The following is a 21120-nucleotide window of genomic DNA, read 5'->3' on the forward strand; positions in this document are numbered from 1 at the left end:
CGCAGCAACGGGGGATTCCATGACGAGCTTGTTTCGCGCACTTCTGCTGCCCGCGTTCCTGGGGCTCGCGCTCGTGGCCGCGAGCGCACCGGCCCTGGCCGCGCCGGCTTCGGTGGCTTCGGCCGAACAGGGACAACTGGACCGGCTCTACGCGGATTATTGGCGCGATTGGTCGGCGTTGCAGGCGCGCTTCGGCGATTCGCTGGAGGACGCCTGGGACCATGACGCTGCCGCGATGCTCAAGCGCTACCAGTCCGCGCTGCTGAAATTCGATCCGGCCCCGCTGCCCGAGCAGGAGGGCATCAGCTACGAGATGCTGCGCTACGAACTGGCGCAGAAACTGTCCTATTACGGTACGGACGTTCACGCGACCGCCCGCATGCTGCCGATCAACCAGTTCACCGGGCGGCACATGAGTTTTGCGCTCGACCAGTCGGGGTCGGGTACTTACAACTTCAAGACGGTGGCGGATTACGACCACGCACTGCAGCTCGCGGACGATTACGCGCGCTGGACGGACGACGCCATCGCACGCATGCGCGAAGGCGTGATCAAGGGCGTGGTGCTTCCGCGCATCGTGGTCGAGCGCGTCCTGCCCCAGCTCCAGCGGTACTTCGGCGCGCCGCCAGAAGAAACCGTGTTCTGGCAACCGATTGCCAAATTCCCGGCCGCCATCCCGGCGGCGGAGCGGCAGCGCCTGGGCAAGGCCTACGCGGCAAAAATCGCCGATGTGATTGAACCTGCCTACCACCGGCTCTACACCTATCTGCATGACGACTACCTTCCGCACGCCAGCGCGAAGCCCGGGCTGGGCGCGTTGCCGGGGGGCGCTGCGCTCTATGCGTACGACATCAGGGTGCACACCACGACGGAGATGACGCCCGCGCAGATCCACGCGCTGGGTCTCGCGGAGGTCCGCAAGATCACTGACCAGATGGAAGGGGTCCTCGAGATCGTCGGCTTCCACGGCACGTTGGCCCAATTCCTGGCGCATGTCCGCACGGACAAGGCGCTGCATTTCCAGGATCCCAAAGAGGTGGTACCGGCCTACCAGGCAGCGTTGGCGCGCATCCTGCCGACCCTGCCGCGGCTCTTCGACAAGCAGCCGAAGGCGAAACTGGAAATCCGGCCGATTCCCGAGGCCTCCGCCAAGGTTTTTCGCGGCAACGGCGAATACCAGGCAGCGGCCGCGGACGGCTCGCGGCCCGGCGTGCTTTGGATCAACCCGTATGCCCCGGGCATCACGGACAAGTTCATCGTCATGCCGACGACGTTGCACGAGACCTATCCCGGCCATCACTTGCAGACGTCGCTGGCCCAGGAAATTCAAGGCTTGCCGGCGTTCCGCCGACTCGGCTTCTTCAACGCCTACGGCGAGGGCTGGGCGCTGTATTGCGAATCACTGGGCGAGGAGCTCGGGCTGTACGACGACCCCTGGCAATACTACGGTTATCTGCAGGACATGATCTTGCGTGCCAACCGCCTGGTGATAGACACCGGCATCCATGCCATGGGCTGGACCACCGAACAGGGCATCGATTGGATGATGGCGCACTCGTCGATGACCCATGAGCAGGCCGCAGTCGAGGTCGAGCGTTACGTGGCTTATCCTGCGCAGGCCCTGTCCTACAAGGTCGGCCAGCTCGACATCGAGGCCTTGCGGGCAAAGGCCTCGCAGGCGCTCGGGCCACGCTTCGACATCCGCCAGTTCCACGATCAGATCCTGCTCGGCGGGAGCATGCCGCTGGCCATCCTCGACCGGAAGGTGAACCGCTGGATCGGGCGCAGCGCCACCGATAAATCAGGCGTTCCCTAGCGCAACGGCTCGGCGGCGAAATTGCCGGTGCAGGCCAGGCGTCGCCCGGCGCCTGGTGCTCGATGGCGATATTGCCCCGACGCCGACGGAGGCGGGGCAGGTCGCGCTCATGCAGGCGCTCGGGCTGCCGTCCCGGGGAAAATCGGCCGCCCCGGGAAGCGCGGGTAAAGTGCACCCTGACCCGCGTTTCGGTAAGGTAGCGCCGTGAACCGCATCGCCATCACCCGTGCCGTGAGCCGTGCCCTGGATCGGTGTGAACTCACCCACCTCGAGCGCCGGGCGATCGATCTCGACCTTGCACGTGCGCAGCACGCCGCATACGAACAAGCGCTGCGCGATGCTGGCTGCGACGTCCACGCGTTGCTGGAGGAGCCGGATTTCCCCGATTCGGTGTTCGTCGAAGACACCGCGATCGTGCTCGACGAAGTCGCGGTGCTGACGCGGCCGGGCGCCGGGTCGCGGCGTGGCGAGGTCGAGTCGATGGCCGTGGCGCTGGCGCCGTTCCGCAAGCTGCTGCGCATCGTCGCCCCGGCGACGCTGGATGGCGGTGACGTGTTGCGTCTGGGGCGCATGCTGCATGTCGGCGCGTCGGCGCGGAGCAACGCCGATGCGGTGGCGCAGTTGACGCGGCTGCTTGCGCCGTACGGCTACCGGGTGCAGGCCGTGCCCCTGCATGGCTGCCTGCATCTCAAGAGCGCCGTCACGCAGGTGGCATCCGACATGCTGCTGCTCAATCCCGCCTGGGTCGATGCGGACCATTTCCCGGGCTATCGCACGATCGCGGTGGATCCTGGCGAACCGTTTGCCGCGAACGCGGTGTGGGCCGGCGACCGGGTGCTGTATTCGGCGTCGTTCCCGCATACCGCCGCGCGCCTGCGGCAGGCCGGCATCGACGCGCGCACGGTGGACATGACGGAAACCGAAAAGGCCGAAGGCGGCGTGACCTGCTGCAGCGTGTTGTTCGATGCCTGAGGAAACCCGAACCAGAGTGCACCTTTCCGCAGCCGAGGCGCCCTGCTGGCATGGCAACGGTCGAGCGTCCGCGGAAACGCCGGGAACGTGCACTCTGACCCGCCTTTGACGTCATGGGGAGAGACATGTCATCGATGCAATCGAGCACGAAGTCACTGTGGCCCTTTGCCGGCATTGTGCTCATGTGCGTGGCCACCGTGGGTGCGGCGCTGCCGTCGAGCGCTATCGGCGGGGAGACGGGTTTTGCACACGAGGGCAGCCACTACCGGTTTGGCAATGAGGCGGTGACGGCAAACTGGGAAGTCGCAGGCAATCACCTGTCCGGCCTTTCGGTCCACGACGGCATCAACCAGCGTGACATCCCGGTGCCGGTGCCGTTCGAGCTGGTGACCGATGGCGTGACGTTCGGTATCGGCAACATGACCTTGCTGTCGGCGCCGCATGCCCTCGCGGAGCAGGCCGAGCCGGGCGCGTCGCGACTGGCTGCGCGCCTGGAGGGCGAGAGCGTGCAGGCCAGTTTCGGCGACGGGGCAGGGCGTTTCCGCGTGGACTGGCGGCTGGTGCAGCGCTCCGGCTCGCAGTACCTGCGCGAAGAGGTCACCATCACGGCGCTGGCGCGCGACGAAGCAATCAAGCAGGTGGCCTTGCTGGGCGTGGCTGCCGATGGCGCAAGCGTCGAGGGCACGGTGGACGGCTCGCCGGTGGTCTGGCACAGCGACTGGCTCGGCTTCGAATATCCAATGTCGCATGCCGAAGTGCGCGGCGGCCGCGTGCGCATGTGGGTAGACCGCGAGCTGCCGCTGCGCAAGGGCAACGCCGTGACCTATTCGGCCGTCATTGGGGCGGCCGCGGCGGGGCAGTTGCGGCGGGGTTTCGCGGGCTATATCGAGCGCGAGCGGGCCCATCCCTATCGGCCCTTCCTGCACTACAACACCTATTACGACCTGGAGAACTACACCGCGGCGCAGGTGCTCGACCGCATCACCGCATTCGGCCGCGAGCTGGTCGAGAGGCGCCACGTGAAGCTGGACTCGTTCCTGCTTGACGGCGGCTGGGACGACGGCGGGCCGAACTGGAACTTCAACCAGTGCTTTCTGCAGGGACTCGCGCCCTTGTGCCAGGCTGCCCGGCAATACGACGCCACGCCTGGCATCTGGATGTCGCCATGGGGCGGCTACGGCAAGAGCAAGCTCGCGCGCATCGCCAAGGCGCGCCAGGAGGGCTATGAAGTCGTGGACGGCGGGCTGGCGCTGTCCGGCCCGAAATACTGGCAACGCTTCCACCAGGTGGTGATGGACCTGCTCGCGGGCGGTTGCGTCAACCAGTTCAAATTCGACGGCACCGGCAACGTCAACAGCGTGGTGCCGGGCAGCCGCTTCGACAGCGATTTCGCGGCGATGATCCAGCTCATCGACGATATCCGCGCGGCCAAGCCGGACATCTTCATCAATCTTTCCACCGGCACCTGGGCCTCGCCGTTCTGGCTGCGCTGGACCGACACGGTGTGGCGCGGCAGCGTCTTCGACCACAACTTCGCCGGCGTCGGCACGCCGCGCGAGCGCTGGATCACGTTCCGCGACCAGATGACCTACCAGAACATCGTCGTGCCTGGGCCGCTGTTCCCGATCAACTCGCTGATGCTGCACGGGATCATCTACGCGCAGCATGCGGCCTCCGGCGCCCGCCTGCCGGGTTTCCCGGGCCTGCGCACCGACCCCGGCCACGACTTCGCCAACGAGGTGCACAGCTTCTTCGGCACCGGCACGCAGTTGCAGGAACTGTACATCACCCCGTCCCTGCTGTCGGACGCCGACTGGGGCGTGCTTGCCGCCGCCGCGCGCTGGTCGCGCGAGAACGCGAAGGTGCTGGAGGACGTGCACTGGATTGGCGGTGATCCTGGACGTCTGGACGTCTACGGCTGGGCGGCGTGGACACCGGCCAGGGCGATTGTCACCCTGCGCAATCCCGACGCCAAGCCGCAGCTGGCCGTCGTCGACCTGCAGCGCCAGCTTGAGCTGCCGGCCGGCGCGACACGAGTATTCGCGGTACGTGATGTCTGGCGCAGTGGCAGCGTCGACGTACCTGCCAAGCTCGATGCCGACCGCATTGCCACGATCCGGCTCGCTCCCTTCGAGGTGCTGACTCTGGAGCTGACGCCACAAGTGCCACGCTGAAGGGGCTGCGCCGGGCAGCAGCTCGCGCGCCCATCGATACCGCCAAGGTGTCCGAAATGCGGCGCGCAACACACACATGTACATCCGCCTGACGTGGGTCAGTGCGATGCTTCATGCATGGCAGCATGATGACGTTGTCAGCTCGGATGCAGTCGCGCCGACATTGGCGCAGCATCCGGGCCGGGTGTCCCGTTGCATTGCCGAACCGCATCTCGCCGTGCACCGGACGTACTGCACTACACGTGCTGCCGCACGCCACGAGCGTTTCCCATGCCCCCCGATCAATCCTTTTCGCAGCCTGCTGGAAGCATCCAGCCGGACTCGTTTATTCCTGCGACCGAAGTGCAGAAGCTGGCCGCGTTTGTCCACGCCGCGGCGTTCCACGACATCAGCGCGGCCGCGGTCGAGCAGCTCAAGATTCGCGTGCTCGACACCTTGGGCGTGGCTATCGCCGCACTCGATGCACCGCCCATGCTCGCCCTGCACGAGCTCACCGAAAGCCTGGGCGGCCATGCCGACGCCACGCTGATCAGTGGTGGCCGCAGCGCGATCGACCGCGCTGCGTTCCACAACATCGCGCTCAGCCGCTACCTCGATTTCATGGACAGTTACCTCGCGCCTGGCGAGACCTGCCATCCCTCCGACAACCTCGGCGCGGTGCTGGCGGCGGCCGAAAGCGTTGACGCCAGTGGTCAGCAGTTCCTGACCGCGCTGGCCGTGGCTTACCAGGTCCAGACCCGGCTTTCCGATGTCGCGCCGGTGCGCGCACGTGGTTTCGACCATACCGTCCAAGGCGCCTATGCCGTGGCCGGTGCGGCGGCCAAGGCGCTGCGGCTCCCGGCCGCGCAGATCGCCAATGCGATTGCGATCGCCGGCACCTCCCAGAATGCGCTGCGCGTGACGCGCACCGGCGATCTTTCCAACTGGAAGGGCCTGGCTTATCCGGAGGTCGGCAAGGAGGGCGTGTTTGCGGCGTTGCTGGCGCGTGCCGGCATTACCGGGCCCGCCCAGGTGTTTGAAGGCAACAAGGGCTTCAAGGAGAGCATTGCTGGCGCGTTTTCGATCGACTGGTCACGCGAGGACCTGGAAAGCGTCTTGCGCACCGTGGTCAAGCAGTACAACGCCGAGGTCCATTCGCAGTCGGCGATCGACGCCGCAGTCAGCCTCCGCCGGCAAGCTGGCTTCCGCGCCGAGGCAATCCGCCGGGTGCGGGTCAAGACCTTCCAGGTTGCCTACGACATCATTGGCGGCGGCGAGGAAGGCGACAAGCGTCACATCCAGACCAAGGAAGAGGCGGACCACTCGCTGCCGTACATGATTGCCGTGGCGCTGCTGGATGGGCAGGTGCTGCCGGCACAGTACGCATCGGAACGCATCGTGCGCGCCGACGTCCAGGCGCTGCTGCGCAAGGTTGAAGTGGCACCCGATGCGGGATTCACCGCGCGCTTCCCGGCCGAGATGCCCGCCGAGGTCGAAGTCGACCTGGGTGAGGGCAACCCGCGCCGCGTGGCGACCGCGTCGTTCCATGGCTTCACCTTGCAGCCGCTGGACTGGGTGGCCGCGTGCGAGAAGTTCCATCCGCTGGTGGCGCCCTTCATTGACGGAACGCTGGCTGGCCGGATCGTCGAGTGCGCGCATCACCTCGATACCCACGACGTGCGCGACCTCACCAGGCTGTTGGCGCAAGTGCCCGGTCACGCTGCGCGACAGCGCGACACCTGAGCGTACATGGCCGGTGCCGGCGTGATGCCGATATCGTCGCCATGACCCTTGATGCAGACACCATGCCGGGGCAATCGCCATCCACGGCGTGCCGGTAGCGGCCGCGGGATGCCTCGCGGCGGCAGGAACCTGGCGGCCGATTGAAACAAGCAGAATGGAGGAAGACGCAGATGAGCAATGCCATTTCCTATGACGTGTCGTTCAACTTCGTGCCGCGGGCGTATCGCCCGCCGAAGCCACGCACCTCCGGGATTACCGAAATCCGTGCGCCGCATTATTGGGCGTACGGCATCCGCCACATGCAGGACGTGTTTGACGTGGCCGGTCCGTGGATCGACGGCATCAAATGGGCGGGCGGCTCGTTTGCGCTGCTGCCACCGGCGCAAGTGCGCGCGCTCAACGACATCGCGCACAAGCATGGCTCGTACGTGTCCTCGGGCGGCTGGATCGAAACCGTGCTGCGCTACGGCGACGAGGCGGTCGGGCGCTACCTGGAGGAAGCCAAGGAGATCGGCTTCGACGTCATCGAGATCTCGACCGGCTTCATCATGATGCCGACCACCGGCCTCGAGCGGCTGGTGAAGAAGGTGGTCGCCGCCGGCCTGAAAGCGAAGCCGGAACTCGGCATCCAGTTCGGGTCGGGTGGGGATTCGGCCATCAGCGAACTCGCGGCCGACACCAAGAAGGACATCGGCGACCTGATCGACCGCGGCAAGCGCGCCCTCGATGCCGGGGCCTCGATCCTCATGATCGAGTCCGAAGGCATTACCGAGAACGTCAAGCAATGGAACACCGGCGCCGCGGCCGCCATCATGAACGGGCTTGGCATCGAGCATGTGATGTTCGAGGCGGCCGACAGCCTCGTCTTCGAGTGGTACGTCAAGAACTACGGCAACGAGGTCAACCTGTTCGTCGACCACAGCCAGATCTTGCAGCTCGAAGGCATGCGCCAGAACATCTGGGGCAACAAGGGCACCTGGGGACGGATCATCAACCCGGCGCCCGCTCGCAGCGATTGAGGCCTCCGTGCTGATGCCCGAAACGGGCCTCAGCATCGTGCGGTTCCAGTCCGCGATCAGCCGCCGCCGACGATGCCGAACTCGGCCGGGAACCTGACCCAGAACAGGGGCGCGCCGTCCTCCTGCACGATGCGCAGCATGGTCGCGGCCTCGGCATCGTCCAGGATGAATTCGACCAGCACGGTGTTTTCGCCAGCCAGCTCGAAGAACGTCTGCTCACGCATCACCCCATGGCGACCATAGCCAGCCATGGCCTTGAACGCTGAACCGCCAGGGATACCGTGCTGCTTGGCCTGTTCGAACAGCCACTCGTACAGGAGCATGCCGCGGTGCTTCTGGTTCTCGTGCATGTAGAAGCGAAGCGAACAACCTTTCATGGGACCTCCGCAGGGTTGGCGTGGCCGGGCACGCCGTTTGGCCGCTCACGGCGTGAGTGATGCGAGGAGGCGCGCGCCCACGCTCATCCGGCCCATCGATTGATGTCGGCACTTTCGACGACCGGCGGTGGCTGCCCGGCCCGCGCCAGCGCGAGCATCGCCAGGCCGACGTTCGCGGTGTTGGTCAGCAACCCTGGCAACAGGTGGCGCGCGAGTCCCATCGCCGGACCGGCAAGCCGGTACACCAGGCGCAGTTGCCGATGCGGCGAACGTACGCCGTCGACCGGCTGGACACCCACGGGACGAAGCATGACCGTAGTGATCGGCAAGGCTGCCAGGGCCTGTTCGGTTTCCCCCTTGACCCTCAGCACCATGATCCGGCTATGCGGATTCGAACGCGCGCCGGAAATGTAGAGGAATTTCGCGTTGCGATTGCGTTGCGCGAAGATTTCGGCCACGTGCAAGGTAAGGGTGAGGGTAACGTGGCGATACACAGACGCGGGCGTGCCGAGCGGCGGTGCACCAGCGCAGTAGAAACAGGCGTCGAATGGCGCCAGACGGTCGTCGGCCGCATCAAGATCGGCGAAATCGCCGCAGGTCAGCTCCCGGAGTTTTGCGTGCCGTACACCGGCAGGGTGGCGGCCAAGCGCCACTACCTGTTCCACGTCCGCGGCACGCAGGCACTCGCGCAAAACGCCTTGACCGACCAGACCGGTAGCGCCAGTGAGCAGGATGCGCATGGTCGACCTCCAGGACAGGCCGCGGATTGCCTACCGGGTGATCCAGGTCCGCGTCGGGCGCCGCCTGTCACGCGCAATCGCATCCGGCCTGGAAGCGGCGTGTGGTTGCGTGACACTGCAACCACGGTCCGGATCGTACACCGGTCGCATCGCCCTCGGGCAGGCAGCAGGTGACAGGTGACAGGTGACAGGTGCGCAAAGCCCGCGGGGGCGCGTTGCATCCGCTCTGCCTCATCCACAATGTGTGCGCATCACGCCATTTGCATGCCCCGCCATGGATCCGTAGCCTTGGAGGGAGACGGCACCTCGCGCTGCCTACGGGTGACCATGGCTGCCGTGAAGGGGGACCAGAAGACGATCGACGGCAACCATCCGCTGGCCGGCGAGAACCTGCATCTCGACGTCGAGGTTACCCACGTGCGCCCGGCGACGACAGAAGAACTGACGCAAGGCCGGGTGGTTGGCACGGGCACCCCGGCACACTGACTCGTCACGCCCCGGTGTCTATATTCAACGGGTTCAGAGCTCCTACCCCATGGACCTTGCTTCGGCACATCAACGTGCGTTTCGCCATTGTGGAGTGACCGAGGCCGCCGCCTTGGAGTCCGCATGAGCACGCCCCGGATCGAGGATTACGCCGTCATCGGCAATTGCGAGACCATGGCCTTGGTCAGTCGCAATGCCAGCATCGACTGGTTGTGCCTGCCGCGCTTCGATTCTGAAGCGTGCTTCGCCGCGTTGTTGGGCGATGGCGGCAACGGTTACTGGCACCTTGCGCCCACCGACGATGGCGCGCAGAGCAAGCGACGGTATCGTGACAACACGCTCGTGCTGGAAACCGAGTTCACGACCACGGAGGGCAGCGTGGTCGTCATCGATTGCATGCGCGCGCACGATGGCGAGGACAACGTGGATGTGCTGCGCCTGGTGCGCGGTGTGCACGGCCAGGTGTCGATGAGCATGCGCCTGTGCCTGCGCTTCGGCTACGGCCGGTCCGTGCCGTGGGTGACGCGTACCGATGACGGCCGGGTGCAGGCCATCGCCGGACCTGACCGGGTCATCCTGTCCACACCCGTGGCACTGCGCGGGAAGGACCTCACCACGCTGGCCGATTTCACCGTGAACGCGGGTGAGGAAATTCCGTTTGCACTGACCTGGCGCCAATCGTGGCGGCCGCTGGCCGACGCTCCGGACGTGGCCGCGGGCATTGCTGCCGAAACGGACGAGTGGCAACACTGGTCCGCGCGCTACCAGGATGCCGGCGCCTGGAACGGGGCCGTGTTGCGCTCGCTGATCACGCTCAAGGCACTGAGCCATCGCGGGACCGGAGGCATCGTCGCGGCGGCGACGACGTCGCTGCCCGAGGAGATTGGCGGCGAACGCAACTGGGACTACCGCTATTGCTGGCTGCGCGACTCCACGCTCACCTTGTACGCGCTGACCGAGTCCGGATACATCGACGAGGCGGCGGCCTGGCGCCAGTGGCTGCTGCGTGCCATCGGCGGTGACCCTGAGCATCCGCGCATCATGTACGGCGTGGGTGGCGAACGCCACCTGACCGAGCTTGAGCTGCCGTGGCTGGCGGGTTACGCCGGCAGCAAACCGGTACGTATCGGCAACGCCGCCAGCAGCCAGCTGCAACTGGACATCTATGGCGAGCTGATGGATTCGCTGTATCACGCGCGACAGGTCGGGCTCGATGAATTCGATGCCTGCTGGAACCTGCAGCGCCTCTTGATCGGGCACCTGGAAACGATATGGCGAGAACCCGACGAGGGTATCTGGGAGATACGCGGCCCGCGGCGCCAGTTCACGCATTCCAAGGTCATGGTGTGGGTCGCCCTGGACCGTGCCGTGCGCACGATCGAGGAATTCGGCGAGAAGGGCCCGCTGGAGCATTGGCGCGGACTGCGGCAGGCCATCCATGACGACGTCTGTGCACACGGGTTCGACCGCGAGCTCGGCTCGTTCGTGCAGTCCTATGGCAGCAAGGCCATGGACGCGAGCCTGCTGCAGATTCCCCTGGTGGGTTTCCTGCGCGCCGACGACGAACGTGTGCGCGGCACCATCGCCCAGATCGAGAAGCGCTTGCTGGGAGGTGGCTTCGTGCGCCGTTACAACACCGCCTCGGACGTGGATGGGCTAAGCGGCGACGAGGGCGTGTTCCTCGCCTGCAGCTTCTGGCTGGCCGACTGCATGGTGCTCCAGGGCCGCATGGAGGAAGCCCGCGAGCTGTTCGAACGGCTGCTTGCCTTGCGCAACGATGTGGGCTTGTTGGCTGAGGAATACGATCCGAAGGCGCGCCGGCAACTGGGCAACTTCCCGCAGGCGTTCTCGCATATTGCACTGGTCAACACTGCACACAACCTGAGCCGGGCCCGCAAGCCGGCGGAAACGCGCGCCGGCCGCGGCAAGCAGGGCTAGCGAGGCACCCCGCGCGGCGTCACCGCACGGGGCGACGTGGGCGGGCTTGTCCGGACGCCGTGGCCAGGTGCCGCCTCATCGCGCCGTGGTTCGCGCCGCGGCCCGCACGCCCAGCCAGCCCTTGACCGTGGCGATCACCAGCGGGATCGCGCCGAAGATGATGAACACCAGGTCGCCGGGCAGGCGCAGCCACTCGATCAGGAGCGCGCGCGGCGTGGCGATGAATTCGACGCTGCGGGCATGCCAGTAGCCGTGCTGGATGACGTCCCACATCTGCAGCACCCCGCTCGGGAACAGGCTGAGCACGATCATCAGCGCCAGGCCAATGTTCGTGCCCCAGAACGCGTACTTGACGTATTTCTCGATCCCCGGCCAGGTCTTGTCATCGGCCGTCTGGCGCAGCACGAACACCAGCAGGGCAATGGCCAGCATGCCGAACACGCCCATGAGCGCGGCATGGCCGTGGTTCGGCGTCAACTGCGTGCCCACCTCGAAATAGCTGACGATCGGCAGGTTGATCAGGAAGCCGAACATGCCGGCGCCGACGAAATTCCAGAAGCCGACCGCCATCAGGAAATAAAACGTCCACTTGTGCGGCACGCGGCGACGCACGCCGTTGATGTCGACCTCTTCCTTCGTGGTCTTCACGAAGTCCCAGGCGTCCAGCGTCAGGAGGGTGAGCGGCACGACCTCGAGCACCGAGAACAGCGCGGAGAAGGACATGTTGAACTGGGTGTGGCCGATGAAATACCAGTGGTGGCCGGTGCCGATCAGGCCGCCCAGGAAATACAGGATCGCATCGAGGTAGATGACGCGCAGCGCGGTGTTGCGATGGGCAATGCCGAGTTGGTAGAACGTCAGCGCGACCACCGTGGTGGCGAAGAACTCGAAGTAGCCCTCGACCCACAGGTGGATGATCCAGAAGCGCCAGGTTTCCACCACGGTAAAGTTGGTGTGCGCGCCAAAAAACACGGCCGGCAGGTAGAACACCGGGATGGCCAAGGCGGCCAGCATGAACATGCGCACGATCGGTCGCGCATCGGCGTCTTCGACGTTGCGTGGGCGCGCCATCCAGAACAAGACGCCAAACCACACCAGCAGTCCGATGATAAGCAGGTACTGCCAGATGCGGCCCAGCTCGAGATACTCCCAACCCTGGTTGCCGAGCCAGAACCACCAGTCACCGAGCAGGTTCGACATGCCGGCCCATTCACCCAGCAGGCTGCCACCAATGACGGCGATGAACGCGACAAACAGGAAATGTGCCCAGTTGGCCAGCCCGCGCGGATCCTTGGCGCGCAGGGAGCGGCCCAGGAACAGTGCGGCCGCCACGTAAGAGGTGGCGATCCACATGACGGCGCTCTGCAGGTGCCAGGTGCGCATCAGGTTGCTGGGGAAGATGTCTTCCAGTTGGAAGCCGTAAAAACTGCCGGGATCGGCGCGGTAATGCGCCGTGGCGGCACCCACCAAGGTCTGGAACAAGAAAACCAGGGCGACGAGCACGAAGAACTTCACCAGCGCCCGCTGGCCTGGGCTGGGATGGCCGTGGGGATCGATGTGCGGCTGCAGGGTGTGGCCGCGGGAAATCCAGCCCATGTAATCGAACTTGCCGAACATCAGCAACACGGCGGCGATGCCGGCCAGCAGCACCAGCAGGCTCAATGCGCTCCACAGGAATGCCCCGGGAATGGGTACGTTGCCGACCAGCGGGTCATACGGGAAATTGTTGGTGTACGAGTAGTCATAGCCGGGGCGATTGGCAACCGAGGCCCAGGCGGCCCAGGTGACGAAGGCGGTGAACTCCCGCAACTCACGCGGATCGGACACGGTGCCGACCTTCAGGCCCCCATTGGTGTCCGGGTGCAGGAAATAATCAGTCCAATACGGAATCTGCTGCCGCCAGGCCTGCGTTTCGGCCGGCGTCAGTTGCAGGGTGTCGGACGCCGCGTCATAGCGGTTGGCCTTCAGCAACACCGCGACCTGCGCGTGCACGGCGGCACTTTGTTCGGCGTCCAGTTCCGCGACCGGCTTGCCGTACTGTTCCTGTGCCAGGGCGGCTGCGCTGTCCATGCCAATGTGGTGAAGGGCGTCAGCCGAATAGTCCGGGCCCAGATAGGCGCCGTGGCCCCAGATTGAACCGTTGTCCATCAAGCCGTACTTCAGGAAGACGGCTTGCCCGGCACGGATATCGTCGCCGGTAAACACCGTTTGGCCACTGGCATCCACGATCTTGCCGGGGATGGGCGGCGCCAGGCGGTAACCCATGACCGTGATCGCGATCAGTATCGCGAGGCCGAAGACCATCACGATGAAGATCGTGCGTATCCACCAGGGCGACAGCGGCTCGGCGGCGGGGTTGACCGGCGGCAGCGCGGACGGGGTTTCGCCCTGCGGCTGGTTTGACGATGACGGGGTGGACATGGGCTTCCCCCTTTCATTGGCGCTACGCAGACTGACTTAATCTACCGCAGACGAAGCGGCATCGCAGCCTTGGGCTTTTCGCGGAGCTCACGCGACTTGGCGGGGCGATTTCAGGTTTGTGCTCACTGGCCGATAAGAAACCTGCACTACAACGTGGTTGTTCCGCATTGGCCTGCCGCGGTGGGGGCGGTGCCTCGTCGGCTGATGACGGCCGGATGGCCGCAGATCCGCGGGCGCGCTTGTGCGCATTCAATCTTTGCGCGTCCCGGTCGATAAGGGTTGTCGAGGGATGCGGTATCCCGCACGGAGTTTGTATGCTGGTTTTGATCGGTTCGCTGGTAGTGCTGGTCTCCGTGCTCGGTGGTTACCTGCTCTCGCATGGCCATCTGCTCGCCCTGTGGCAACCCTACGAGCTGATCATCATCGGTGGCGGCGCGCTGGGCGCGTTCTTCATCGGCAATCCGGGCAAGGTGGTCAAACAGGCGTTCCGGGAGGCACTGAGTCTGATGAAGGGGCCGGTGTACCGGCGCCAGGATTACATGGACCTGCTGTCGCTGCTGTACGACCTCTTTGGCGTCATGCGCAAGGAGGGCGTGCTGGGGCTTGAACCGCACATCGACGACCCACAGTCGAGTGCGGTGTTCTCCGCGTATCCGCGGCTGCTTGCCGACCACCATATGATCGAGTTCATCACCGACTGCCTGCGCCTGATCGTCACCGGCAGCATGAATGCACACGAGCTCGAGCAACTGCTGGAAGTCGAACTGGAGACCCATCACCAGGAGGCAACGGCACCCTCGTCGGCGGTGACCAAGGTGGCTGACGCGCTGCCGGGCTTCGGCATCGTCGCCGCCGTGCTCGGCATCGTCACCACGATGTCCCAGCTGGGCGGTGACACCTCGAAGATTGGCGAGCACATTGCCGGCGCCCTGGTGGGTACCTTCCTCGGCATCTTGCTGTGTTATGGCTTCGTCGGCCCGCTTGGGCAGGCGATGGAGAACCGCGCCATGGAAGACAGCCTGGCGTTCGAGTGCGTCAAGGTGGGGCTGCTCGCCAACCTGCGTGGCTACAATCCCAAGGTGGCCGTCGAGTTTGCGCGCAAGGCGCTCTCGGTGCAGGTGCGACCCACGTTTGCGGACCTGGAAACGCATCTGCAGAACATGCATGCAAAGGCACGTGCATGAGCGACGAATCCACCCAGCCAATCATCATCGTCCGCAAGGTGAAGCGCGGCCACGGCGGGCACCACGGCGGCTCGTGGAAGGTCGCGTACGCGGATTTCGTCACCGCGATGATGGCGTTCTTCCTGGTGATGTGGATCCTGGGCGTCAGCACCAGCGAGCAGCGCGCCGCCATTTCGGCGTATTTCCAGAACCCCAGCGCAACGCCCGGTACCGCCACCATGGCGCCGCCCGGCAAGGTCGGACCGGGCGGGGCAAGCGACGCCGTCATCGACATGGGTGGCGGCATGAATCGGCCGCACAGCCCCGACCAGCACCAGAACGGGCGCGTCAGTGCTGCGGATGCTGAAACCCAGGCCCGTGAGCAGGAGCGGGAGCGGCTGGAGGAGCTGAAGAAGGAGCTGCAGGCCGCGATCGAGAAAAGCCAGGCCCTGGCGCCGTTCAAGGACCAGTTGTTGATCGACATCACGCCAAACGGCCTGCGCATCCAGATCGTCGACAAGCTCAACCGGCCCATGTTCGACACCGGCAGCGCAACGCTCAAGGACTACACCATCCAGATCCTGGTCGAGCTGGCCAAGTTCATCAACCGCGTGCCGAACCGCATCACGCTGTCCGGACACACCGACGACGCGCCGTACACCACCGATCATCACTACAGCAACTGGGAGCTGTCCGCCGACCGTGCCAACGCCGCGCGACGCGCCCTGCTGCAAGGCGGCCTGGACAGCAACAAGGTCACCGAGGTGGTTGGCCTGGCGGCGGCGGTGCCGCTGGACAAGGCCCACCCCGGCAACCCAATCAACCGCCGCATCAGCATCCTGGTGATGACCAAGCAGGCAGAAGAAGCGGCGTTGTCACAGGGGCTTGCGGACAGCGTAGGCACGCCGGGGGCGGCACCTTCGACCACCGAATCGGCCTCCGCAGCGCACTTGAGCATCCAGGCGACAAGCCGGCACGCCGGCGGGACCGTCGGCTCGCCCCCCTGAGTGGTCCTGGTGCATACCCTCAACTGATCGGATCATGCGTCGCAGCTGGATACCGGAACGACGAGCGCGCCGCGCAGAAGCGGTCAAGAGACGGCAACCGTGGAAGTACTTCACGGGACCGCAAACTCCAAAGGACAAGGCTGCGGCACATGAGTACGCCTGGAAAGGCGACGTACGCCCACCTTTCACGCATTAGGCCATTCCGTCCGGGTAATCGCCACCGGGCGCGCGCGATTATCTTGAAAGTCTTCGCATCGATCGCGACCACTTTATTGGGTCCGGTCGCCGACGCATACACACGATCCAGTTGCGGCACGTAGAGCACCCCGTGCACGCGGCTGACATCCGGGATGGTCGCGATCACTTTCCGTTGCACGGTATCGAACACCAGCACCGCGCTATCGCCCAAGTGCGCGAGAAACAAGTGATGGCGCTGCGCGTCGCGTTGCCGGGCAGCGGCACGTCCGCGACTGTAATCAGCGGCAATCGGTTGGTCGGATTGCCGGCTTGGCTGCACAGAGGCACTGACGTCGCAAACGCCAGGAGGACAGCCGACACCCAGCTTGGATGGAAGTCGCTTGCGCCGATTTTCATGGCCTGCGCTCGTTGCCGAAAGTGATCATTCGCCCGCGATCAGGCTCCCCGTTCTTCCGGCGGCTTGAGGCGCCGGAACTGCGCCAGCAGCAGGAGGTCGTAGGTGATCTTCAGTGCGCCACAGATCAACAGGGGCCACGCGAACGCCGAAGCCGTGAATAGTGCGCCCGCCATCACCGGACTCGCGGCCGAAGCAAGGCTGCGTGGCACGGAGGTGAAACTTGCGGCAGCAGGTCGTTCGGCCTCGGTCACCACCGCCATTACGTAGGACGAGCGGGTCGGCACGTCCATCTGCGAGAGTGCGGCGCGCACCAGCAGCAACGCCAGTGCCGGTTCGAGCGTGGGCGACAGCGCAGCCAGGATCAGCGCGATGCTGGAAGGGATGTGCGTGAACACCATCGTGTTGACCAGCCCGAAGCGTCGCGACAGGCGTGCCGCAACCGGGTACGACAGCGCTGCCAGCAAACTTGCGCAAAAGAAGAACGCGCCGGCGGCGGCGAGTGAAAGATGAAAGCGTTGGAACAACCACAGGGCCAGCAGGGATTGCACCACGAAGCCACCCGCGAACGCATCCAAACTGAACAATGCAGACAGCTTGATCACGATGGCACGCGAAGGCCCGAGTGCAGCGGACGGTGCGGTGATGGCTGAGATCGGACATTGCGGCAGGCGGGCGTAGAGCAAGCTCTTCGCCACGCCGAGCAGCGCGTACAGCACGAACATCCCGCGCATCGCACTCAACCGGTCGAGCCCGAGTGGCGCAACCAGCTCCGGCGCCCCCGCAACCAGCGCACCCACTGCCGCGGCCAATGCCCCCGCCAGGCTGTAACGCGCAAACATCCGGGTGCGGTCCTGGTCACCTGCTTCGTGCGCCAGCGCCGCGTGCTCCAAGGGCACGAACACGCTGACGTTGCCGGCAGAGGGGTTGATGGTGCCCGCAAACGCGATTACCAGCAGCACCGCATAATCCCAGGAGGCGGCGAACGCGAGTCCGGAGACCACCATCAGGCCGGCTGCGATCAACAGCAGCCGGCGGTAGCCATAACGGGCCCCCAGCAAGCCTGCGCCGATCGTCAGACAGGCCGAGCCCGAGAGCGACACTGTGGCGAGTACGCCCACCGCCAACGGCGGGAAGCCCAGTGCGAGCAGGTATGCCGGAAGCAGAATGGCTACAAAGCTGTCGCCGAAGTCACGCAATGCACGCGCAGCAAACAGGCGGTTCAGTGAGCTGAGCATTCGTCTGGGCGGCCTGACCACTTCGTTCGTCGAAGCACCCATAGATCCCTAGCGCTGGTGTAGTTGATGTAGCATACGCTACGTGCCCGTAGACCTCTCTACTTGGTTGATGCTGGTGGTGTCGCTGCCAGGGCGCAGCCGCACGCCCCGCATGCGGCTATGGCGAGCGCTCAAGGGCGCCGGCGCGGCGATGCTCCGTGACGGCGTATACGTACTGCCCGAAAGCGATGGAGCGCAGCTGCTTTTCAAGACCCAGGTTGGCGAGGCAAACCAGGCCGGCGGCAGCGCGCACGTAGTGCCGTTCACCTCGACGGATGCCCGGCAGGAAGCCGAATTGCGTGCTGCCTTCGATCGTACGCAGGCTTATGCGGGAGGACTCGAAAGTTTAGCGGTCTTGCGCCGTGGCTTGCGGCAACTTGGCGAGGCGCAGGCGCGCAAGCGACTCGCCGCCGCCCGGCGCGAGCTGGAAGCGGTTGCCGCGACCGACTTCTTTCCGGGCGCGGCGCGGGCACGGGTGGAGACCACGTTGACCGACCTTGAGCACGCGCTCAATGCACAGTTCGCACCCGACGAACCACATAGAAAGAAAACGGCGATTCTGCGTCGCCGCATGCAGGATTACCGAGGCCGTGTGTGGGCCACCCGCCGGCATTTATGGATCGATCGCGTCGCCTCGGCTTGGCTGATCCGCCGCTTCATCGATCCCCGCGCGGAATTTCGTTGGCTGAATAAGCCGGACGCTTGCCCAAAGCACATCGTGGGGTTCGATTTTGACGGTGCCGAGTTCAGCCACGTCGGTGCGCGCGTGACCTTCGAGGTGCTGGTGGCCAGCTTTGGTCTGGACCGCGATCCACGCCTGGCACGGCTGGGGCTCCTGATTGGTTACCTCGACATCGGCGGCGTACCCGTGGCCGATGCCGCCGGCTTCGCCAGCGTCATGGCGGGTGCACGCGCCCGGCACGGCGAGGACGACAACGCGCTGCTGGCAGACATGTCAACCGTGCTCGACTGCCTGTACGCGGCGTATTCCGAAACGGACGGAGGCTCGTCATGAATGCTCATATTTCAAAACTTGCGGCACGCTCCTCGTGGATGTTGTTGGTTATCGCGGGGCTGACCATCGCATGCGATTCCGCGGCTGCCGCTTCGCTGGATGCCACAGCGATCAGCCAAGCGGCGGGAGTGAAGGCAACGACCCAGAAGGACGGCGTGGTGAAGATCGGCTGGAGCCGTAGCGATGTGCCGGTCACTGTCGATGGCATGCGCCTTGCGCCCGCTGCCGGGCTAGGTTCCTGGGCCGCGTTCGCGCCGACGGGCGACCAGGCGATGGTGATGGGCGACACGGTGGTGTTCCAGGACGAGGTGGACGCCGCGATGGATGCGGCCTTCGCGCATGGCCTGAAGGTTACCGCGCTGCACAACCATTTCTTCTTCGACCAGCCCAAGGTGTACTTCATGCATATCGTCGGCGAAGGCCAGCCGCAAGCACTGGCCGCCGACGTCAAGGCGGTATGGGACGCAATCAAGGCGGTGCGCGCAGCACGGGCTCAACCTGCCGACGGCTTCGGTGGCGCCGCGCCCACGGCGGGCAAGCTCGATGCCGCTGCGCTGGCGCAGATCGTCGGCCACAAGGCCGAGGCCAGCGGCGGCGTGGCCAAGATCACCGTCGGCCGCGACGGGCGCATGCACGGGCAGAAGATGGGCGCCTCGATGGGACTCACCACCTGGGCGGCCTTCAGCGGCAGCGATGCGGCGGCCGCGATGGATGGCGACTTCATCATGACCGCGGCTGAAGTGCAGCCGGTGCTGCGCGCGCTGCGCCAGGCCGGTATCCACGTGGTGGCGCTGCACAACCACATGATGGGCGACGCGCCGGCCTTCTATTTCACCCACTTCTGGGGCAAGGGTCCGGCGACCACGCTAGCTCGCGGCTTCCGCTCGGCGCTGGATGCGCAGGCCGGCGTGGCGGCGCACTGAACCCACTGTCCGGCGCGGCTGTGGGCGCTGCCGATGAGCGATCAGGCCGAACCCTTGGCCCCCGAGCCCTCGCCGGTTTCGCTGCGCCAAGCCACCAGGGTATGGGCCAAGATCGGCCTGCTGAGTTTCGGCGGGCCGGCCGGGCAGATCGCGCTGATGCATCGCGAGCTGGTGGATACGCGCCACTGGATCAGCGATGCGCGGTTCCTGCACGCGCTCAATTACTGCATGTTGCTGCCGGGGCCGGAAGCGACCCAACTGGCGATCTACATCGCCTGGCTGCTGCATCGCACGGTCGGCGGCTTGATTGCCGGCGTGCTGTTCGTGCTGCCCGGTTTCGTCACCATCCTCGTCATGAGCATCATCTATGTGCTCTACCGCCAGGTTCCGCTGGTGCTTGCCGTCTTCGTCGGGTTGAAGGCCGCGATCCTGGCGGTGGTGGTGGAAGCAGTCATCCGTATCGGCCGCAAGGCGCTGAAAAATCGTACGATGGTTCTCATCGCCGCGGCGGCCTTCGTTGCGATCTTTGTGTTCCGCGTGCCATTCCCGCTGATCGTGCTGGGTGCCGGCCTGTGGGGTCTGTTCGGGCGTTCGTGGGTGCCGGGCAGCTTCCCGCCACCGGCTTCGGCGGCGGCCGACGCCGCGTCCGGTTTCCTGATCGATCGCCTGCTCGGACAAGGGCAGTTGACGCACACGCGGCCGTCCGTCACGCAGTCGATCCGCGTCACGCTGATTTGGTTGGCCATCTGGTGGGCGCCGGTGCTCGCGGTCGTGGCAATGTACGGCGGCCACAGCGTGCTGGCCAGGGAAGGACTGTTCTTCAGCCAGGCGGCGATGGTCACCTTTGGCGGCGCGTATGCGGTGCTGGCCTACATCGCGCAAGCGGCGGTCGCCACATTCCACTGGATCACGCCGGGGCAAATGCTCGATGGGCTGGCGCTGGCCGAGACTACGCCGGGGCCGTTGATCATGGTGGTGCAATTCGTCGCCTTCCTCGGTGCCTACTACCACCAGGCCGGCATGTCGCCGATGGGTGCGGGCATCGTCGGCTCCATGCTGACGACCTGGGTCACCTTCGCGCCGTGCTTCCTGTGGATCTTTCTCGGTGCGCCCTACATCGAGGCGCTGCGCAGCAACCACGCGCTGCATGCGGCGCTATCGGCGGTGACCGCCGCCGTAGTCGGCGTGGTGCTGAACCTGTCGGTGTGGTTCACCCTGCACACGGTCTTCGCCCGCGTAGACGAGCGCCCGTGGGGGTGGGCCCATCTGGAAGTGCCGGTATGGGCCACGTTGCAATGGCCATCCGCACTGATCGCGGTCGCCGCCATGTTGGCGATGTTGCGCTTCAAAGTGGGCATGGGATGGGTGCTGCTGGTCAGCGGCTTAGCGGGCATCGCTATTGAGTGGTTGGGGCCGACTACCCGCATGTAGCGACGTGCCGACGGTGGTCGTGTCCGGAGACCGATGGAATAAGCCTT

General features: G+C 65.5%; 16 protein-coding genes and 1 pseudogene. 12 read left to right on the forward strand and 5 right to left on the reverse strand.

Annotated features, from left to right (window positions below; all coding sequences use genetic code 11):
• Nucleotides 1-19 precede the first annotated feature (19 nt).
• The 5 genes from AC3WJB_RS10465 (at nt 20) to AC3WJB_RS10485 (ending at nt 7703) form a co-directional block, all read left to right on the forward strand.
• On the forward strand, nt 20-1816 hold the full coding sequence (locus AC3WJB_RS10465) for a DUF885 domain-containing protein (protein WP_492681303.1): 1797 nt from the start codon (nt 20-22) through the stop codon (nt 1814-1816).
• A gap of 204 nt (nt 1817-2020) precedes the next feature.
• Nucleotides 2021-2788: a dimethylarginine dimethylaminohydrolase family protein gene (locus AC3WJB_RS10470; protein WP_492681305.1), complete on the forward strand. Its 768-nt coding sequence runs from the start codon at nt 2021-2023 to the stop codon at nt 2786-2788.
• 125 nt (nt 2789-2913) lie between these two features.
• Complete coding sequence (locus AC3WJB_RS10475; RefSeq protein WP_492681307.1) at nt 2914-4962, forward strand: alpha-amylase family protein; 2049 nt, start codon at nt 2914-2916, stop codon at nt 4960-4962.
• 270 nt (nt 4963-5232) lie between these two features.
• Entirely contained in the window at nt 5233-6684 is a 1452-nt protein-coding gene (locus AC3WJB_RS10480) for an MmgE/PrpD family protein (RefSeq protein WP_492681309.1), read from the forward strand.
• Nucleotides 6685-6854: 170 nt separating this feature from the next.
• Entirely contained in the window at nt 6855-7703 is an 849-nt protein-coding gene (locus AC3WJB_RS10485; protein WP_492681311.1) for a phosphosulfolactate synthase, read from the forward strand.
• A gap of 56 nt (nt 7704-7759) precedes the next feature.
• On the opposite strand, the gene AC3WJB_RS10490 is transcribed toward AC3WJB_RS10485, so the two are convergent.
• Nucleotides 7760-8080, reverse strand: a complete 321-nt coding sequence (locus AC3WJB_RS10490; RefSeq protein ID WP_492681313.1) for a DUF190 domain-containing protein — start codon at nt 8078-8080, stop codon at nt 7760-7762.
• 83 nt (nt 8081-8163) lie between these two features.
• Nucleotides 8164-8820: an NAD-dependent epimerase/dehydratase family protein gene (locus tag AC3WJB_RS10495; protein ID WP_492681315.1), complete on the reverse strand. Its 657-nt coding sequence runs from the start codon at nt 8818-8820 to the stop codon at nt 8164-8166.
• Between the two features lie 321 nt (nt 8821-9141).
• On the opposite strand from AC3WJB_RS10495, the pseudogene AC3WJB_RS10500 reads away from it, so the two are divergent.
• Nucleotides 9142-9306: pseudogene (locus AC3WJB_RS10500) on the forward strand (peptidylprolyl isomerase); the annotation flags it as partial.
• 123 nt (nt 9307-9429) lie between these two features.
• Nucleotides 9430-11244, forward strand: a complete 1815-nt coding sequence (locus AC3WJB_RS10505) for a glycoside hydrolase family 15 protein (protein WP_492681317.1) — start codon at nt 9430-9432, stop codon at nt 11242-11244.
• Between the two features lie 75 nt (nt 11245-11319).
• Here the strand turns inward: AC3WJB_RS10505 and AC3WJB_RS10510 are convergent, their stop codons facing one another.
• Nucleotides 11320-13665 carry a nitric-oxide reductase large subunit gene (locus AC3WJB_RS10510; RefSeq protein ID WP_492681319.1) on the reverse strand — a complete coding sequence of 782 codons (2346 nt, stop codon included), beginning with the start codon at nt 13663-13665 and terminating at the stop codon, nt 11320-11322.
• Nucleotides 13666-13979: 314 nt separating this feature from the next.
• Between AC3WJB_RS10510 and motA the strand changes: the two genes are divergently transcribed.
• Together motA and motB are read left to right on the forward strand one after the other, a co-directional pair.
• Nucleotides 13980-14849: a flagellar motor stator protein MotA gene (gene motA / locus AC3WJB_RS10515; protein WP_492681321.1), complete on the forward strand. Its 870-nt coding sequence runs from the start codon at nt 13980-13982 to the stop codon at nt 14847-14849.
• Nucleotides 14846-15835: a flagellar motor protein MotB gene (gene motB / locus AC3WJB_RS10520; protein WP_492681323.1), complete on the forward strand. Its 990-nt coding sequence runs from the start codon at nt 14846-14848 to the stop codon at nt 15833-15835. The genes motA and motB overlap by 4 nt, the downstream gene beginning before the upstream one ends.
• Before the next feature lie 19 nt (nt 15836-15854).
• Here motB and AC3WJB_RS10525 read toward each other — a convergent pair whose 3' ends face one another.
• Entirely contained in the window at nt 15855-16259 is a 405-nt protein-coding gene (locus AC3WJB_RS10525; protein WP_492681325.1) for a YncE family protein, read from the reverse strand.
• A gap of 209 nt (nt 16260-16468) precedes the next feature.
• Entirely contained in the window at nt 16469-17665 is a 1197-nt protein-coding gene (locus AC3WJB_RS10530; RefSeq protein WP_492681327.1) for an MFS transporter, read from the reverse strand.
• Nucleotides 17666-17747: 82 nt separating this feature from the next.
• On the opposite strand from AC3WJB_RS10530, the gene AC3WJB_RS10535 reads away from it, so the two are divergent.
• The 3 genes from AC3WJB_RS10535 to chrA are packed head-to-tail and all read left to right on the forward strand — an operon-like array spanning nt 17748 to nt 21073.
• A complete protein-coding gene (locus AC3WJB_RS10535; RefSeq protein ID WP_492681329.1) occupies nt 17748-18719 on the forward strand; it encodes a chromate resistance protein ChrB domain-containing protein in 972 nt (323 codons plus the stop codon).
• Entirely contained in the window at nt 18716-19642 is a 927-nt protein-coding gene (locus AC3WJB_RS10540; RefSeq protein ID WP_492681331.1) for a DUF1259 domain-containing protein, read from the forward strand. Before AC3WJB_RS10535 ends, AC3WJB_RS10540 begins: the two co-directional genes overlap by 4 nt.
• A gap of 33 nt (nt 19643-19675) precedes the next feature.
• Nucleotides 19676-21073, forward strand: coding sequence for a chromate efflux transporter (gene chrA, locus AC3WJB_RS10545; protein WP_492681333.1), 1398 nt, complete (start codon nt 19676-19678; stop codon nt 21071-21073).
• The last annotated feature ends 47 nt before the right edge of the window (nt 21074-21120 follow it).

The sequence above is a fragment of the Rhodanobacter sp. FW510-R10 genome (assembly GCF_058781105.1).

Excerpts from the sequence above, each read along its gene's own strand:
- AC3WJB_RS10465 (WP_492681303.1), top strand. The coding sequence starts at position 20 with ATGACGAGCTTGTTTCGCGCACTTCTGCTGCCCGCGTTCCTGGGGCTC.
- motB (WP_492681323.1), top strand. The coding sequence starts at position 14,846 with ATGAGCGACGAATCCACCCAGCCAATCATCATCGTCCGCAAGGTGAAG.
- AC3WJB_RS10485 (WP_492681311.1), top strand. The coding sequence starts at position 6,855 with ATGAGCAATGCCATTTCCTATGACGTGTCGTTCAACTTCGTGCCGCGG.
- AC3WJB_RS10475 (WP_492681307.1), top strand. The coding sequence starts at position 2,914 with ATGTCATCGATGCAATCGAGCACGAAGTCACTGTGGCCCTTTGCCGGC.
- AC3WJB_RS10505 (WP_492681317.1), top strand. The coding sequence starts at position 9,430 with ATGAGCACGCCCCGGATCGAGGATTACGCCGTCATCGGCAATTGCGAG.
- AC3WJB_RS10510 (WP_492681319.1), bottom strand. The coding sequence starts at position 13,665 with ATGTCCACCCCGTCATCGTCAAACCAGCCGCAGGGCGAAACCCCGTCC.
- motA (WP_492681321.1), top strand. The coding sequence starts at position 13,980 with ATGCTGGTTTTGATCGGTTCGCTGGTAGTGCTGGTCTCCGTGCTCGGT.
- chrA (WP_492681333.1), top strand. The coding sequence starts at position 19,676 with ATGAGCGATCAGGCCGAACCCTTGGCCCCCGAGCCCTCGCCGGTTTCG.
- AC3WJB_RS10480 (WP_492681309.1), top strand. The coding sequence starts at position 5,233 with ATGCCCCCCGATCAATCCTTTTCGCAGCCTGCTGGAAGCATCCAGCCG.
- AC3WJB_RS10540 (WP_492681331.1), top strand. The coding sequence starts at position 18,716 with ATGAATGCTCATATTTCAAAACTTGCGGCACGCTCCTCGTGGATGTTG.
- AC3WJB_RS10490 (WP_492681313.1), bottom strand. The coding sequence starts at position 8,080 with ATGAAAGGTTGTTCGCTTCGCTTCTACATGCACGAGAACCAGAAGCAC.
- AC3WJB_RS10495 (WP_492681315.1), bottom strand. The coding sequence starts at position 8,820 with ATGCGCATCCTGCTCACTGGCGCTACCGGTCTGGTCGGTCAAGGCGTT.
- AC3WJB_RS10530 (WP_492681327.1), bottom strand. The coding sequence starts at position 17,665 with ATGCTCAGCTCACTGAACCGCCTGTTTGCTGCGCGTGCATTGCGTGAC.